General features: G+C 41.7%; 17 protein-coding genes. All 17 read left to right on the top strand.

The window, feature by feature from the left end:
- Positions 1-20 precede the first annotated feature (20 nt).
- From flgG to cheW, 17 genes are read left to right on the top strand one after another with little or no spacing between them, the layout of a single operon-like run.
- Positions 21-815: a flagellar basal body rod protein FlgG gene (gene flgG / locus M0696_RS08825; protein ID WP_166852957.1), complete on the top strand. Its 795-nt coding sequence runs from the start codon at positions 21-23 to the stop codon at positions 813-815.
- Positions 816-854: 39 nt separating this feature from the next.
- Positions 855-1,070, top strand: a complete 216-nt coding sequence (gene swrD, locus M0696_RS08830) for a swarming motility protein SwrD (protein ID WP_003220876.1) — start codon at positions 855-857, stop codon at positions 1,068-1,070.
- Positions 1,067-1,489: a flagellar basal body-associated protein FliL gene (fliL, locus tag M0696_RS08835; RefSeq protein ID WP_166852955.1), complete on the top strand. Its 423-nt coding sequence runs from the start codon at positions 1,067-1,069 to the stop codon at positions 1,487-1,489. The genes swrD and fliL overlap by 4 nt, the downstream gene beginning before the upstream one ends.
- A gap of 33 nt (positions 1,490-1,522) precedes the next feature.
- Positions 1,523-2,521: a flagellar motor switch protein FliM gene (gene fliM, locus M0696_RS08840; RefSeq protein ID WP_003220879.1), complete on the top strand. Its 999-nt coding sequence runs from the start codon at positions 1,523-1,525 to the stop codon at positions 2,519-2,521.
- A complete protein-coding gene (gene fliY, locus M0696_RS08845) occupies positions 2,511-3,644 on the top strand; it encodes a flagellar motor switch phosphatase FliY (protein ID WP_248602694.1) in 1,134 nt (377 codons plus the stop codon). Before fliM ends, fliY begins: the two co-directional genes overlap by 11 nt.
- Positions 3,645-3,669: 25 nt before the next feature.
- A complete protein-coding gene (gene cheY, locus M0696_RS08850; RefSeq protein ID WP_248602695.1) occupies positions 3,670-4,032 on the top strand; it encodes a chemotaxis protein CheY in 363 nt (120 codons plus the stop codon).
- A gap of 14 nt (positions 4,033-4,046) precedes the next feature.
- Positions 4,047-4,706 carry a flagella biosynthesis regulatory protein FliZ gene (gene fliZ / locus M0696_RS08855; protein WP_166852951.1) on the top strand — a complete coding sequence of 220 codons (660 nt, stop codon included), beginning with the start codon at positions 4,047-4,049 and terminating at the stop codon, positions 4,704-4,706.
- Positions 4,699-5,364: a flagellar type III secretion system pore protein FliP gene (fliP, locus tag M0696_RS08860; RefSeq protein ID WP_003245692.1), complete on the top strand. Its 666-nt coding sequence runs from the start codon at positions 4,699-4,701 to the stop codon at positions 5,362-5,364. The genes fliZ and fliP overlap by 8 nt, the downstream gene beginning before the upstream one ends.
- 14 nt (positions 5,365-5,378) lie before the next feature.
- On the top strand, positions 5,379-5,648 hold the full coding sequence (gene fliQ, locus M0696_RS08865; RefSeq protein ID WP_166852948.1) for a flagellar biosynthesis protein FliQ: 270 nt from the start codon (positions 5,379-5,381) through the stop codon (positions 5,646-5,648).
- Positions 5,649-5,655: 7 nt separating this feature from the next.
- Positions 5,656-6,435, top strand: coding sequence for a flagellar biosynthetic protein FliR (fliR, locus tag M0696_RS08870; RefSeq protein WP_248602696.1), 780 nt, complete (start codon positions 5,656-5,658; stop codon positions 6,433-6,435).
- Complete coding sequence (flhB, locus tag M0696_RS08875; protein WP_222142832.1) at positions 6,435-7,517, top strand: flagellar biosynthesis protein FlhB; 1,083 nt, start codon at positions 6,435-6,437, stop codon at positions 7,515-7,517. The genes fliR and flhB overlap by 1 nt, the downstream gene beginning before the upstream one ends.
- A 32-nt stretch (positions 7,518-7,549) precedes the next feature.
- A complete protein-coding gene (flhA, locus tag M0696_RS08880) occupies positions 7,550-9,583 on the top strand; it encodes a flagellar biosynthesis protein FlhA (protein WP_166852942.1) in 2,034 nt (677 codons plus the stop codon).
- Positions 9,583-10,683, top strand: a complete 1,101-nt coding sequence (locus M0696_RS08885; protein WP_166852940.1) for a flagellar biosynthesis protein FlhF — start codon at positions 9,583-9,585, stop codon at positions 10,681-10,683. The genes flhA and M0696_RS08885 overlap by 1 nt, the downstream gene beginning before the upstream one ends.
- Positions 10,674-11,570 carry a MinD/ParA family protein gene (locus M0696_RS08890; protein ID WP_248602697.1) on the top strand — a complete coding sequence of 299 codons (897 nt, stop codon included), beginning with the start codon at positions 10,674-10,676 and terminating at the stop codon, positions 11,568-11,570. Before M0696_RS08885 ends, M0696_RS08890 begins: the two co-directional genes overlap by 10 nt.
- A gap of 1 nt (position 11,571) precedes the next feature.
- Positions 11,572-12,642 carry a protein-glutamate O-methylesterase CheB gene (cheB, locus tag M0696_RS08895; protein ID WP_248602698.1) on the top strand — a complete coding sequence of 357 codons (1,071 nt, stop codon included), beginning with the start codon at positions 11,572-11,574 and terminating at the stop codon, positions 12,640-12,642.
- 5 nt (positions 12,643-12,647) lie between these two features.
- A complete protein-coding gene (cheA, locus tag M0696_RS08900) occupies positions 12,648-14,663 on the top strand; it encodes a chemotaxis protein CheA (RefSeq protein WP_248602699.1) in 2,016 nt (671 codons plus the stop codon).
- A 21-nt stretch (positions 14,664-14,684) separates the two neighbouring features.
- A complete protein-coding gene (gene cheW / locus M0696_RS08905; protein ID WP_166852930.1) occupies positions 14,685-15,155 on the top strand; it encodes a chemotaxis protein CheW in 471 nt (156 codons plus the stop codon).
- Positions 15,156-15,167: the final 12 nt, after the last annotated feature.

Raw genomic sequence — 15,167 nt, forward strand, 5'->3', positions numbered from 1 at the left:
AAAATCTGGGGGAATTTATAATGTTACGTTCACTTTATTCTGGAATCAGCGGTATGAAAAACTTTCAAACAAAGCTTGACGTTATCGGCAACAACATAGCCAACGTGAATACAGTAGGATTCAAAAAGAGCCGTGTTACCTTTAAAGATATGGTAAGCCAAACGATTGCCGGCGGTTCTGCGGCTGGTGCAACTATAGGCGGTACGAACTCTAAGCAGATCGGTTTAGGTTCATCTTCAGGCACAATCGATACAATTCATTCAACAAGCGCAACACAAAGCACAGGAAGAACACTTGATTTAGCGATTGACGGCGATGGTTACTTTAGAATTGATACAGGCGACGGAACGGCTTATACACGAGCAGGAAACTTCTATTTAGATAATACCGGAACATTGGTTACAGGTGATGGCTACCATGTATTAAATATGGATGGTGGAACTATTCAAATTCCTACAGATGCACAAAGTTTTAGTATTGGTTCTGATGGAAAGGTGTCAATTGTTGACGCAGGCGGTCAAACACAAGACGGCGGACAAATCGGGATTGTTACTTTTGCAAACAGCGACGGTTTGGATAAAATTGGAAGTAACTTATACCGTGAATCTTTAAACTCTGGGACTGCCAGTCCAGCCAACCAGCCTGGTGATGGAGGTACAGGTTCACTTAAATCAGGATTTCTCGAAATGTCTAACGTTGATTTAACTGACGAATTTACTGAAATGATCGTTGCCCAGCGTGGATTCCAATCAAACTCAAAAATTATTACAACATCTGATGAAATCCTTCAAGAACTGGTTAACCTTAAACGTTAAGGAGGGAGGGGAGGCGAGTAATCGCTTCTCCGCTGTTTTATGATTAAAGTAACCCGTTTGAATGGGCAGCCTTTTACACTGAATGCGTTATTTATTGAACAGATTGAATGTTTTCCGGATACTACAATCACTCTGTCAAACGGTAAGAAGTTTGTAGTGAAAGAAGATGAAGAAGCTGTTCTGGAAAAGATCGCATCTTTCTACCGAAAAATACAAATATTTTCAATGGATCAAGGAATAGAGGAACCGGAATGAAGAAAAAATTAATGATCATTTTACTAATTATTCTTATTGTAATTGGTGGTCTCGGGGCGGCGGCTTATTTTGTTTTAGGCGGAAAGTCCGAAAAAAGTGAAGCGAAAAAAAGTATTGATGAAATCGTTGCATCTTCTGTTGATGTAGAAGAGATCACAACAAATTTAAAGTCTGATAACATTATCCGGCTTGCTATTAAACTTGAAACTGACTCTGATAAATCAAAAGAAGAACTTGAAAAGCGGGATTTTCAAGTAAAGGACGCTGTAATATCACTGCTGGCTGATACGAATGCTAATGAGATTGAGGGAGACAAGGGAAAAGAAGCCTTTAAGAAGGAACTAAAAGATAAAATAAATAGCTACCTCCAAGAAGGAAAAGTAGAAAAAGTGTATATTACCTCCTTTAATCTGCAATAAACAATAATTTGACAGAATACGGAGGTGAGGAAAATGTCAGGAGAAGTTCTCTCCCAAAATGAAATAGATGCACTGCTTTCTGCAATATCAACTGGTGAAATGGACGCTGAAGAGCTGAAAAAAGAAGAAAAAGAGAAGAAAGTGAAAGTTTATGATTTCAAACGTGCGCTGCGGTTTTCTAAGGATCAGATCCGCAGTTTAACGAGAATTCATGACAATTTTGCAAGACTTCTTACTACTCACTTTTCTGCTCAGCTCAGAACCTATATTCACATATCTGTCAGCTCTGTTGACCAGGTCCCTTATGAGGAATTTATCAGATCCATCCCGAACATGACGATTTTAAATCTGTTTGATGTCCATCCGATGGAAGGCAGAATTATGATGGAGGTTAATCCGACGATTGCATATACGATGATGGATCGGGTAATGGGCGGAATAGGAATCAGTCATAATAAGGTAGACAGCTTGACAGAAATTGAAACGAAAATCATTTCTAATTTATTTGAAAATGCACTGGGAAATTATAAAGAGGCTTGGCAGTCAATTGCTGATATTGAACCGGAAATGACTGAGTTTGAAGTGAATCCGCAATTCGTTCAGATGGTATCTCCTAATGAAACGGTCGTGGTAATCTCACTCAATACCCAAATCGGTGAAATCAGCGGTGTCATAAATCTCTGTATCCCGCATATCGTCCTCGAGCCGCTCATACCGAAGCTTTCAGTCCACTATTGGATGCAATCAGATAGAAATGAGCCAAAGCCTGAGGAAACAAAGTCGCTTGAAAAACGTATCATGACAGCACAAATACCTGTCGTGGCCGAGCTCGGCACATCTGAACTGACAATAGAAGAGTTTTTAAGTTTAGAAGTCGGAGACTGCATAACTTTGGACAAATCAGTCACGGATCCTCTTACTGTATTGGTCGGAGATAAGCCGAAATTTTTAGGACAAGCCGGCCGGGTGAATCGAAAACAGGCAGTGCAAATATTAGATCACGACATAAGAGGTGAACAAGATGGAGAATAATAGATTATCTCAAGATGAGATTGACGCGCTTCTTAACGGCACAGGCAGCACGCCGGATGAGCCAGAGGTTCCGGAAATACATGACTTATCGGAAATGGAGCGTGATGCGATCGGTGAAATCGGAAATATTTCATTCGGCAGTTCTGCGACAGCACTGTCAACGTTATTAAATCAAAAGGTCGATATTACGACTCCGAGCGTAACTGTCATTCCTAAAAGTAAAATCAGCGATGCGTTTCCTGAACCGTATGTAGCGATTGAAGTGAATTATACGGAGGGCTTCAGCGGCAGCAATCTGTTGGTCGTGGAACAAAATGACGCGGCAATCATTGCTGACTTAATGATTGGGGGAGACGGAAAAGGCGCGGACCCTTCACTGGGTGAAATCCATTTAAGCGCGGTTCAAGAAGCGATGAACCAAATGATGGGTTCGGCAGCTACATCAATGTCTACTGTATTCAGTAAAAAAATTGATATTTCACCGCCTCGGGTTGAATTGCTTGATGTCACTGAAGAAAAGGGAACTGACCGTATTCCTGATGATGAAATGCTGGTGAAAGTTTCTTTCAACTTAAAGGTGGGAGATTTAATAGACTCCAGCATTATGCAGCTTTACCCGCTGACATTTGCGAAAGATTTAATTTCAAGCCTTATGAATACAGGGAATGCAGAGGAAGAAACAACGCCGCAGCCTGATGTTACATATGAGCAGCCGAAAGAGCCTGTGACGCCAGAGCCGCGTATTGAACCACAGCAGCAACAGCCGCCAAAAAGGCAGGGAACACCGAAAAAAACAGCGCCAGTTCAGGTTTCACCGGTTGAATTTTCCGCGTTTGACCCAAACGAGGCTTCACAAACTCCTATTAACAATCTGGATATGCTTTTGGATATCCCGCTTTCGATCACTGTTGAGCTTGGCAGAACAAAGAGAAGCGTAAAAGAGATTTTGGAGCTTTCTGCCGGAAGTATTATTGAGCTTGATAAATTAGCCGGTGAGCCGGTAGATATTCTAGTTAATCAGCGTATCGTTGCCAAAGGCGAGGTCGTTGTCATTGAAGAAAACTTCGGTGTAAGAGTCACTGACATTTTAAGCCAGGCAGAGCGCATTAATAATTTAAAATAACGAAATACAAGGAGAGAGATAGAGTATGGCACACAGAATTTTAATTGTAGATGACGCAGCATTTATGCGAATGATGATTAAAGATATTTTGGTGAAAAACGGTTTTGAAGTAGTAGCGGAAGCTGAAAGTGGAGCACAAGCAGTAGAAAAATATAAAGAGCATTCTCCTGACCTCGTTACTATGGATATTACAATGCCAGAAATGGATGGGATTACAGCATTAAAAGAAATTAAACAAATTGATGCACAGGCAAGAATCATTATGTGTTCTGCTATGGGACAGCAATCAATGGTTATCGATGCTATTCAGGCAGGCGCTAAGGATTTTATCGTAAAACCTTTCCAGGCAGACCGTGTGCTTGAAGCAATCAACAAAACATTAAGTTAAAGGGTGTACGACTGTTGAAAAAGAGTCAATATTTCATCGCTTTTATCTGTTTTTTCGTTTTATCCAGTGTACATCCGATTGCTGCTGCCGCGGCAGACTCTGATAATTCAACTGTAAACGAATGGTTTCAAAAGAAAGATGAAAAAACTGCAGATAAGTCAGAGCAAAAGGAAGAAAAAACAACACAAACTGCTGATGAGACGGAGGGAGCGGCTGCTCCTTCTGTCTCAGCTTTTGATTTTGTGAAGATGATTTTCGCTTTATTGTTTGTTATCGTGCTGATTTACGGGTTGGTCAAGCTCATGAACAAAAGAAATAGGCTCCTAAAGCCTTTTCAATATGTTGAAAATATTGGCGGCACATCGGTCGGCCAAAACAGATCCATCCAATTGATCAAAGTTGGAAAAAGCGTGCTCGTCGTCGGTGTAGGAGAGACGATCCAACTGCTGAAAGAAATTGAGGATGAAACAGAGATTGAAGTGATTCTCAGCCAGCATGAAGAGGCGATGTCAAGCAAAATAGAGTGGCAAAAATTTGTGAAACCGCTGAAGGGTTCTGAACATCAGCCGCAGCAAAAACTGCCTTCATTTTCAAAAGCATTAAAAGAGCAGCTTGAAGAGTTAAAACAAAACCGTTCTGAAGGAAAGAAGAAAGGCCCACGTCATCATGAATGAGTTTATAAATATTTTCAGTTCAAGTGATCCGGAAAACGTAAGTTCAACTGTTAAATTACTATTATTGTTAACTGTATTTTCAGTGGCGCCTGGAATATTGATCCTTATGACTTGTTTTACTCGCATCGTCATTGTTCTATCATTTGTCAGGACTTCACTGGCGACGCAATCTATGCCGCCAAACCAGGTTCTTATCGGACTTGCGCTGTTTTTAACGTTTTTTATTATGGCTCCTACTTTTTCAGAGATTAATAAAGAAGCGCTAACTCCATTGATGGACAACAAAATCAGCTTGGACGAAGCGTATACGAAAGCTGAGGAACCGATTAAAGAATTTATGAGTAAACACACAAGGCAGAAGGATCTGGCGCTGTTTATGAATTACGCGAAAATGGATAAACCCGAATCATTAAAGGATATTCCGCTAACTACAATGGTTCCCGCTTTTGCCATATCGGAGCTTAAAACAGCGTTTCAAATAGGTTTTATGATTTTTATCCCATTTTTAATTATAGATATGGTAGTGGCGAGCGTCTTAATGTCAATGGGAATGATGATGCTCCCTCCAGTTATGATTTCTCTGCCCTTTAAAATATTACTTTTTGTTTTAGTAGACGGCTGGTATTTAATTGTGAAATCTTTACTTCAGAGCTTTTAGGGTAGGTGCTAAACGTGAGTTCAGAATTTGTAATTTCTATGGCGGAAAAAGCTGTATACGTAACGCTGATGATCAGCGGGCCATTATTGGCTATTGCTTTACTGGTCGGTTTAATCGTCAGCGTATTTCAGGCAACAACTCAAATCCAGGAACAGACTTTGGCGTTTATTCCAAAAATCGTGGCGGTTCTCCTGGCCCTGATTTTTTTTGGCCCATGGATGCTGTCCACCATTCTTTCATTTACAACAGAGCTGTTTTCTAATTTAAACCGTTTTGCAGGGTAATGTAGAGATGAATTCAATTATTGACTTATTTCCTGCTTTTTTATTGGTTTTTATTAGAATCTCTGCTTTTTTTGTAACGATTCCGTTATTTGGACACCGGAATGTTCCAGCTGTTCATCGTATTGGATTTGCTTTTTTTCTCGCGGTCATTTGTTTCAGCACCATTGATAAACCTCCCTCTTTGGAGATAGATGGGCAATATATGCTCTTGACGTTTAAAGAAGCTTTGGTTGGTCTCTGTCTAGGCTTAATAGCTTATATGATGATTGCTGCAGTGCAGATTGCCGGCTCGTTTATTGATTTTCAAATGGGATTTTCAATTGCGAACGTTATTGATCCGCAAACCGGTGCACAAAGTCCATTAATCGGCCAGTTCATCTATACGATGGCACTTTTGTTTATGCTGAGTGTCAATGCCCACCATTTGCTGCTGGACGGTATTTACTACAGCTTTCAGTATATTTCTGTTGATCAGGCATTTCCGAATTTCGGCGATGAAAAGTTTGCTTATTTTATCGCGAAAAGCTTTAATGCGATGTTTATTATCGCTTTTCAAATGTCAGCGCCTGTTGTGGCCAGTTTGTTTCTTGTTGATTTAGCATTAGGTATCGTGGCTCGAACTGTTCCGCAATTAAATGTATTTGTGGTCGGTCTGCCTTTAAAGATCGCTGTCAGTTTCATCATGCTCATTGTGTGTATGTCCGTTATGTTCGTCGTTGTGCGGAATATCTTCAGTTTAACGATTGAAACGATGCGGAATCTTTTAGCATTGGTCGGTGTTTCTTAATGAAGCTTAGAATTGACCTGCAGTTTTTTGCGGGAGAGAAGACGGAGAAAGCCACTCCGAAAAAACGGAAGGATACGCGAAAAAAAGGGCAGGTAGCCAAAAGCTCGGATGTCAATACCGCTATTTCTTTACTAGTAGTATTCCTTTCGTTTATTGCCATTGGCCCGTATATGAGAGACAGGCTGCTGTCATTTTTAGAAACATTTTATACCGAGTCGCTCACAATGAAGCTCTCAGAATCCAATGTTCATACACTGTTTATCAGCTTATTAAAGGATATGGGCATGATACTTGCACCGATTTTACTTGTAGCCCTTGTTGCAGGGGTCGTCAGCAACTATGTGCAGGTAGGGTTCTTGTTTTCTACTGAAGTGATACAGCCTAAGCTTGAAAAGCTGGACCCGATCAAAGGCTTTAAACGAATATACAGTATGAGGGCGATTGTAGAGCTGATTAAATCCATATTGAAAATCACAATTGTCGGTTTTGCAGCTTTCGCTGTGCTTTGGCTGCATTATGGAGAAATTCTCCGGCTCCCGCTCCTGACACCCGAAGAGGCACTTTCTTTTGTTTCAAAACTCACCTTGTGGATGGGACTGAGCGGTGCGGGGGTTTTGTTGATACTTGCTGGTCTCGACTATTTATATCAGAGATTTGACTATGAGAAAAATATCAAAATGTCAAAGCAGGATATAAAAGATGAGTACAAAAAATCTGAAGGAGACCCGATTATCAAGTCTAAAATTAAACAAAGGCAGCGGGAAATGGCGATGAGGCGGATGATGCAGGAAGTTCCAAAAGCAGATGTCATTATCACAAACCCGACCCATTATGCGATTGCCCTAAAATATGATGAAGAAAAAATGGACGCTCCTTATATTGTTGCAAAAGGTGTAGACCACCTAGCGTTAAAAATTAGGAAAATTGCTAAAGAGCATGATGTCATGATGGTAGAAAACAGGCCGCTTGCCCGTGCGTTATATGATCAGGTAGAAATCGACCAGACAGTGCCGGAAGAATTTTTTAAAGTTTTGGCAGAAATTCTGGCTTACGTATATAAAACAAAACAAAAAGTATATTGAATTTTTCGATTTAAAAGGAGAGAAAAAACAGCATGTCAACAAGAGATTTATCCGTTTTAATAAGTGTTGTCCTCATTGTGGCGATGCTGGTGATTCCATTTCCTCCATGGCTGTTAAGTATTTTGATCATTATTAATATTTCTCTTGCGTTGATCGTGCTTCTCACCACAATGAATATGCAGGAAGCGCTTCAGTTTTCGATTTTTCCGTCACTGTTGCTTCTTCTAACCCTATTTCGTTTGGGTTTGAATGTCTCAACTACCCGTTCAATTCTTTCCCATGGTGAAGGAGGAAAAGTCGTCGAGACTTTCGGAAACTTCGTTGTCGGCGGAAATGTATTAGTTGGACTCGTTGTATTTATCATCCTTATTATTATTCAGTTTATCGTGATTACGAAAGGTGCTGAACGTGTTTCCGAGGTTGCAGCAAGGTTTACGCTGGACGCAATGCCGGGGAAGCAGATGAGTATTGATGCTGATTTAAACGCAGGGATGATTACCGAACAGGAAGCGAAGCACCGCCGCGAAAAAGTGGCAAGAGAAGCAGACTTTTATGGAGCAATGGACGGTGCCAGTAAATTTGTAAAAGGTGACGCGATTGCCGGAATCATCATTGTGATGATCAATATTATTTTCGGTATCGTGATCGGAATGCTTCAGCAGGGCATGTCCATTCAAGAGGCCGCTTCAAAATTTACAATGCTGACTGTAGGGGATGGAATTGTTTCGCAAATTCCGGCGCTGTTAATTTCTACAGCGACGGGTATTGTCGTGACTAGAGCTGCCTCTGAAGGAAACTTAGGGCATGACATTACAGGTCAGCTGTTTGCCTATCCAAAGCTTTTATACGTCGCAGCATCTACGATTTTGCTTCTTGGTATTTTCACTCCGATTGGCATTTTTCTGACGGGGCCGCTTGCAGGGCTGCTTGCTTTCGGCGCTTATATGCTATCTAAATCAGGTAAGGAAAAAGAAGAAGTAGATGAGATTCTCGAGGAAGAGGCTGAGGTTGACGACCTTAAAAGCCCTGAAAGCGTTGTTCAGCTTCTGCACATCGATCCAATAGAGTTTGAGTTTGGATATGGTCTGATACCGCTTGCTGATGCCAATCAAGGCGGTGATTTATTAGACCGAATTGTGATGATACGCCGTCAGTTGGCTCTGGAACTCGGGCTTGTCATTCCTGTCGTGCGCATCAGAGACAATATAGCGTTACAGCCTAATGAATACCGATTGAAAATTAAAGGCAACGAAGTAGCAAAAGGCGAGCTGTTGCTTGATCATTATTTAGCGATGTCGCCTACACCTGAAGACGATCTCATTGAAGGGATTGAAACAGTGGAACCTTCATTCGGACTGCCAGCCAAGTGGATTAGCGAATCGGTAAAAGATGAAGCTGACATGCTTGGTTATACAGTCGTCGATCCTGCTTCAGTCGTTTCGACCCATATTACGGAGAAAATTAAGCAGTATGCCCACGAATTGATCGGAAGACAGGAGACGAAACAGCTGATCGATCACTTGAAAGAAACGTATCCAGTCCTTGTGGAAGAGGTTACGCCTAATCCGTTGTCTGTCGGTGATATTCAAAAGGTGCTGGCCAAGCTTTTGAAAGAAAAAGTTTCAATCCGAAACTTAGTAACCATTTTTGAAACGCTTGCTGACTATGGAAAATTAACAACAGATTCTGATCTTTTGACAGAGTATACAAGACAGGCACTGGCTAAACAAATTACAGCCCAGTTTGCCAAAGAAAATGAAGTGTTGAAGGTTGTTACTTGTTCGGGTCGTGTAGAAAAGGCAATTGCAGATGGTGTACAGCAAACAGAACACGGAAATTATTTGTCGCTTGAACCAGATGTTTCAGAAAGTATTGTACGCTCCGTCGCTAAAGAAGCCGAACAGCTTTCATTACGTCAGGAAACTGCGATCCTTCTCTGCTCGCCGCCTGTCAGAATGTATGTGAAACAGCTTCTGGAACGATACTTCCCTGACCTTCCGGTACTTTCTTATAACGAACTTGAGGCGAATGTTGAGGTACAAAGCATTGGAGTGGTGGATATTTAATGAAAATAAAAAAATTTACTGCTGCTTCAATGCAAGAAGCGGCACTTCTCATCAGAAAAGAGTTAGGTAATGAAGCGGTCATATTAAATTCGAAAAACATTAAAAAACGAAAATGGTTTGGACTCATCAACAAGCCTGCTGTTGAAGTAATTGCCGTATTGGATCAGGACTTTCTTGAGCAAAAAAGGCCTAAGAAAGCAACTGAGCCGAAACCAGCATTAAAAACTCCGGTCAGCAGTCCGAAAATAGAGGAGAGGACATATCTCCCTCAAATTCCGGCGCAACATGAGCCTGGTGATTTTTCAGTTTATCAATCTGTACTTCCTGAGCCGCTGCGAAAAGCAGAAAAGCTTTTGCAGGAAACGGGAATTAAAGAGTCGACGAAGACGAGTGCTCTGAAAAAATTGCTTCGCTGCTCTGTGGAAGCGGGCGGTCTGACGGAAGAAAACGTGATCGGCAAACTTCAGGATATACTATGCGATACGCTGCCTTCAGCAGACAAGTGGCAGGAGCCTATTCACTCAAAGTATATCGTGCTGTTTGGTTCAACAGGGGCTGGAAAAACAACAACACTGGCTAAGCTCGCAGCCATATCTATGCTTGAAAAACAGAAAAAAATCGCTTTTATTACAACAGATACGTATCGGATAGCAGCTGTTGAACAGTTGAAAACATACGCCGAACTGCTGCAGGCTCCTCTGGAAGTTTGCTATACAAAAGAAGAATTTCAGCAGGCGAAGGAGTTATTTTCTGAGTATGATCATGTGTTTATTGATACAGCCGGAAGAAACTTCAAGGAGCAGCAATACATTGAAGAATTGAAAGAAACGATTCCTTTTGAGAGCAGCATTCAGTCATTTCTCGTTTTATCCGCGACTGCAAAATATGAAGATATGAAGTATATTGTCAAACGTTTTTCATCCGTCCCTGTCAATCAGTTTATTTTTACGAAATTAGATGAGACTACTTCCTTAGGTTCTGTATTTAATATACTGGAAGAATCAAAAATAGGTGCCGGGTTTATAACGAACGGCCAGAATGTGCCGGAGGATATACAGACTGTATCTCCACTTGATTTTGTAAGGATGCTGTGCAGATGAATAGATTTGACCAAGCAGCAACTTTACGGGCGAAAATGGAAAAGCGTCAGCGTGTTCTGCCAATGGTTTATTCACAAAAAGCGAAGACACTTGCTGTCATCAGCGGCAAGGGCGGTGTCGGAAAATCCAATATTACCTTAAATATGGCCCTTGCGCTGCAGGGTAAAGGTAAGAAGGTACTGCTCATCGATCTTGATATTGGGATGGGGAACATTGATATATTAATTGGAGACTTATCGTCCGCCACGATTATCGATGTATTAACCGATCGAAAGCCTTTGATGCAGTCATTATCCACTGGGCCAAAGGGTTTGCGGTATATATCAGGGGGAACCGGCCTGGATGTAATGTTCAAGCTGGATCAGAAAAAATGGGCGTTTTTTGCTAATGAGCTTTCTCATGCACTAAGCCAGTTCGATTATGTGCTGTTTGACATGGGAGCGGGCTTATCAAAAGATCAGCTGCCTTTTATTTTATCGGCAGAAGATATTTTGATCATAACAACTCCCGAACCAACGGCCATCATGGACGCATACAGCGCTGTCAAGCACTTGGTTTTAACAGGAAATAAACTTTCAATGAATGTGGCTGTCAATCGGTGCCGTGATCAAAAGGAAGGGCTGGAGGCTTTTACTCGCCTTTCCCGCACGATTCATATGTTTTTGGATGTTCAGGTTCAGTTTGCCGGTTCCGTTTCTGACGATCCGATCGTGGGCAAAGCAGTTATCGAACAGGTTCCTTTTTTCATAAAAAGTCCTCAGGCAAAAGCCAGCCGGTCAGTCCGTCTTTTAGCGGACGCCTTGTTTGAAAGAGAAGAAACAAGACACAAAGAAGACAAACAGACATTTATTGAGAAATTATCTTCTTTTTTAATGAGGAGGGCTTAATTTGATTCGTGTGCTTGTAGTTGATGATTCAGCTTTCATGAGAAAAATGATAAGTGACTTTTTAACCGAGGAACAGCAGATAGAAGTAATCGGAACTGCGAGAAACGGAGAAGAAGCGCTTAAGAAGATTGAATTACTAAAACCGGATGTTGTTACTCTTGATGTTGAAATGCCGGTCATGAATGGAACAGACACACTGCGCAAAATCATTGAGATTTATAACTTGCCGGTCATCATGGTGTCAAGCCAGACCGAAAAAGGAAAAGAGTGCACCATTAATTGTTTAGAGATCGGTGCCTTTGACTTTATCACAAAGCCATCAGGCTCAATATCTCTGGATTTGTACAAAATTAAAGAACAATTGGTTGAGCGTGTTGTCGCGGCTGGACTTTCCGGCAAGCGGAAACACTCTGTTTCACAGGCAGTTCGGCCTGAACCTATAGTACGTGCTGTAAAGCCTGAATTAAGCAAGCCGAGACCCGGCACAGGCAAACAAATTGTATGTATCGGCACATCAACAGGCGGTCCAAGGGCGTTACAAAAGGTGATACCGAAGCTCCCTAAGGATTTGAACGCACCAGTGGTTGTTGTTCAGCATATGCCTGAAGGTTTTACTGCTTCTTTGGCTGAGCGGCTGAATCATTTATCCGACATTCAAGTAAAAGAAGCAAAAGATGGTGAAGCAGCTCTTAACAGCTGTGTTTACATAGCACCGGGAGGAAAAAACATATCCGTTATCAAAAACAGCGGAGGACTCCAGATCGTGCTTGATAATCTTGATACGCCAAGCCGTCATAAACCATCAGCTGATTATTTATTCCGTTCTGTCGGTAAACTGGCAGACTATGAAAAAGTAGCGGTTATCATGACCGGAATGGGCAGTGACGGCACTGCCGGCTTAAAGGACATGGTTACGGCCGGCAATGTGAAAACCATTGCGGAGTCTGAAGATTCTTGTGTCGTATATGGGATGCCGAAAGCAGCTGTTAAAGCGGGCCTCATCCATGAGATTAAACATGTGGAAGATATCGCAGCATCCATCACAAGCTGTGTGAAAAAAGAAAGGGTGTGATTCAAATGGATATGAATCAGTATTTAGATGTCTTTATTGATGAGAGTAAAGAACATTTACAAACATGTAATGAAAAGCTTCTCCTTTTAGAGAAAGACCCGACTGACCTTCAGCTCGTTCATGATATATTCAGAGCTGCCCATACATTAAAAGGAATGAGCGCAACGATGGGCTATACCGACTTAGCACATCTAACCCACCTGCTTGAAAACGTGCTGGATGCATTCAGAAACGGAGACATGGCAGTTACCCCAGACTGGCTGGATATTTTGTTTGAAGCCTTGGATCACCTGGAAGCTATGGTTCAGTCTATTATTGACGGCGGGGATGGTAAAAGAGATATCTCAGAAGTGAGTGCCAAGCTTGATGTGAATGGTGCGCACGCTGAAACAGCTGCTTCTGCGGAAGTTGCAGAAGCAGCTGTTTCAGCATCTGATTGGGAATATGACGAATTTGAGCGGACTGTTATACAAGAAGCTGAGGAGCAAGGTTTCAAACGATATGAAATCAAGATTTCTCTGAACGAAAACTGTATGTTAAAAGCAGTTCGTGTCTATATGGTGTTTGAAAAGCTTAATGAAGTTGGGGAAGTAGCCAAAACAATTCCAAGTGCGGAAGTGCTTGAAACAGAAGATTTCGGCACTGACTTTCAAGTTTGTTTCTTAACACATCAATCAGCGGAAGAGATTGAACAATTAATCAATGGCGTTTCAGAAATTGAGCATGTTCAAGTCATCCAAGGGGCTCCTTTAACATCAGCTGAAAAGCCGGAAGAATCTAAGCCGGCAGATTCGCAAGCGCCTGTACCTGTGAAGCAGGAGAAACAAAAGCAGTCTGCTAAAAACGATGAACAGGCGAAGCATACAGCCGGCGGGTCTAAAACAATTCGTGTCAACATTGACAGACTTGATTCTTTAATGAACCTATTTGAAGAGCTTGTCATTGACCGTGGGCGTCTCGAGCAGATTGCAAAAGAGCTTGAGCACAATGAACTGACTGAAACGGTTGAACGAATGACGAGAATTTCCGGAGATTTGCAATCGATTATTCTTAATATGAGAATGGTTCCGGTTGAAACCGTTTTTAACCGGTTCCCGAGAATGATTCGCCAGCTTCAAAAAGAGCTGAATAAAAAAATCGAACTCTCGATTATCGGTGCGGAAACTGAACTGGATCGAACAGTGATCGATGAGATTGGAGATCCTCTCGTTCACTTGATCAGAAACAGTATTGACCATGGGATCGAGTCGCCGGAAACACGTTTGCAAAAGGGAAAACCGGAATCAGGAAAAGTTGTACTTAAAGCTTATCACAGCGGCAACCATGTCTTTATCGAAGTAGAGGATGACGGTGCAGGCCTTAATCGCAAAAAAATTCTCGAAAAAGCACTTGAGCGCGGGGTCATTACGGAAAAAGAAGCTGAAACTTTAGAAGACAATGAAATTTACGAATTGATCTTTGCTCCAGGGTTCTCAACTGCTGATCAAATTTCTGATATTTCCGGCCGCGGTGTTGGACTTGATGTTGTAAAAAATAAACTGGAGTCTCTGGGCGGTTCAGTCAGTGTGAAATCTGCAGAAGGTCAAGGCTCTCTATTCAGCATCCAGCTTCCGCTTACCTTGTCTATTATTTCAGTTCTGCTGATCAAATTGGAAGAAGAGACATTTGCCATTCCGATTTCTTCAATCATTGAAACGGCAGTTATTGACAGAAAAGACATTTTGCAAACGCATGACCGTGAAGTGATTGACTTTAGAGGGCATATTGTCCCTGTCGTTTATTTAAAAGAAGAGTTTAAAATAGAAGATACAAGACCAGATGCGGAACAGCTCCATATCATTATCGTGAAAAAAGGCGACAAACCTACTGCATTTGTGGTGGACTCCTTTATTGGCCAGCAGGAAGTCGTGCTGAAATCACTCGGAGATTATTTAACAAACGTTTTTGCAATTTCCGGAGCTACTATTTTAGGAGACGGAGAAGTAGCGCTCATTATTGATTGTAATGCACTGATTATTTAACCATTCGAGGAGGTGTCTCACATGACTGCAGAAATTAAAACAGGCGAAAAAATGATTGTCTTTATGGTAAATGGTAAAGAATATGCCATTTCCGTCACTCAGGTGAAATCAATTGAAAAATGGCAAAAGCCAACGAGAGTGCCTGGCGTCGAACCATATATTTGCGGGGTAATCAATTTGCGCGGAGTGGTGACTCCGGTTATTGATTTAAGAAAGCGCCTGAATTTGCCAGAGTATGAAATTACCGATGAAACACGAATTATCATTATTGCTTATCGTGATACTGAAATCGGCTGGATTGTGGATGAAGCTAATGATGTGATTACCGTACACGAAAGTGAAATAGAATCCGCTCCAGAAGGCATCCAGAAAGATACGGATGTGTCGATCGAACAGATTGTGAAACAAGAGAACAGACTCTTAAATATTATTGACGCGAACGCGGTGTTGGATAAAGAATCATCTCAGTCCGCTGTGCCCGATCAAGCTTAATCTTAAAGGGGT

The organism is Bacillus rugosus (genome assembly GCF_023238245.1).
Classification (GTDB): Bacteria; Bacillota; Bacilli; order Bacillales; family Bacillaceae; genus Bacillus; species Bacillus rugosus.

Bases quoted from the DNA above. Each gene is read 5' to 3' on its own strand.
- flgG (WP_166852957.1), top strand. From the start codon at position 21: ATGTTACGTTCACTTTATTCTGGAATCAGCGGTATGAAAAACTTTCAA.
- swrD (WP_003220876.1), top strand. From the start codon at position 855: ATGATTAAAGTAACCCGTTTGAATGGGCAGCCTTTTACACTGAATGCG.
- fliL (WP_166852955.1), top strand. From the start codon at position 1,067: ATGAAGAAAAAATTAATGATCATTTTACTAATTATTCTTATTGTAATT.
- fliM (WP_003220879.1), top strand. From the start codon at position 1,523: ATGTCAGGAGAAGTTCTCTCCCAAAATGAAATAGATGCACTGCTTTCT.
- fliY (WP_248602694.1), top strand. From the start codon at position 2,511: ATGGAGAATAATAGATTATCTCAAGATGAGATTGACGCGCTTCTTAAC.
- cheY (WP_248602695.1), top strand. From the start codon at position 3,670: ATGGCACACAGAATTTTAATTGTAGATGACGCAGCATTTATGCGAATG.
- fliP (WP_003245692.1), top strand. From the start codon at position 4,699: ATGAATGAGTTTATAAATATTTTCAGTTCAAGTGATCCGGAAAACGTA.
- fliR (WP_248602696.1), top strand. From the start codon at position 5,656: ATGAATTCAATTATTGACTTATTTCCTGCTTTTTTATTGGTTTTTATT.
- flhB (WP_222142832.1), top strand. From the start codon at position 6,435: ATGAAGCTTAGAATTGACCTGCAGTTTTTTGCGGGAGAGAAGACGGAG.
- flhA (WP_166852942.1), top strand. From the start codon at position 7,550: ATGTCAACAAGAGATTTATCCGTTTTAATAAGTGTTGTCCTCATTGTG.
- M0696_RS08885 (WP_166852940.1), top strand. From the start codon at position 9,583: ATGAAAATAAAAAAATTTACTGCTGCTTCAATGCAAGAAGCGGCACTT.
- cheA (WP_248602699.1), top strand. From the start codon at position 12,648: ATGGATATGAATCAGTATTTAGATGTCTTTATTGATGAGAGTAAAGAA.
- cheW (WP_166852930.1), top strand. From the start codon at position 14,685: ATGACTGCAGAAATTAAAACAGGCGAAAAAATGATTGTCTTTATGGTA.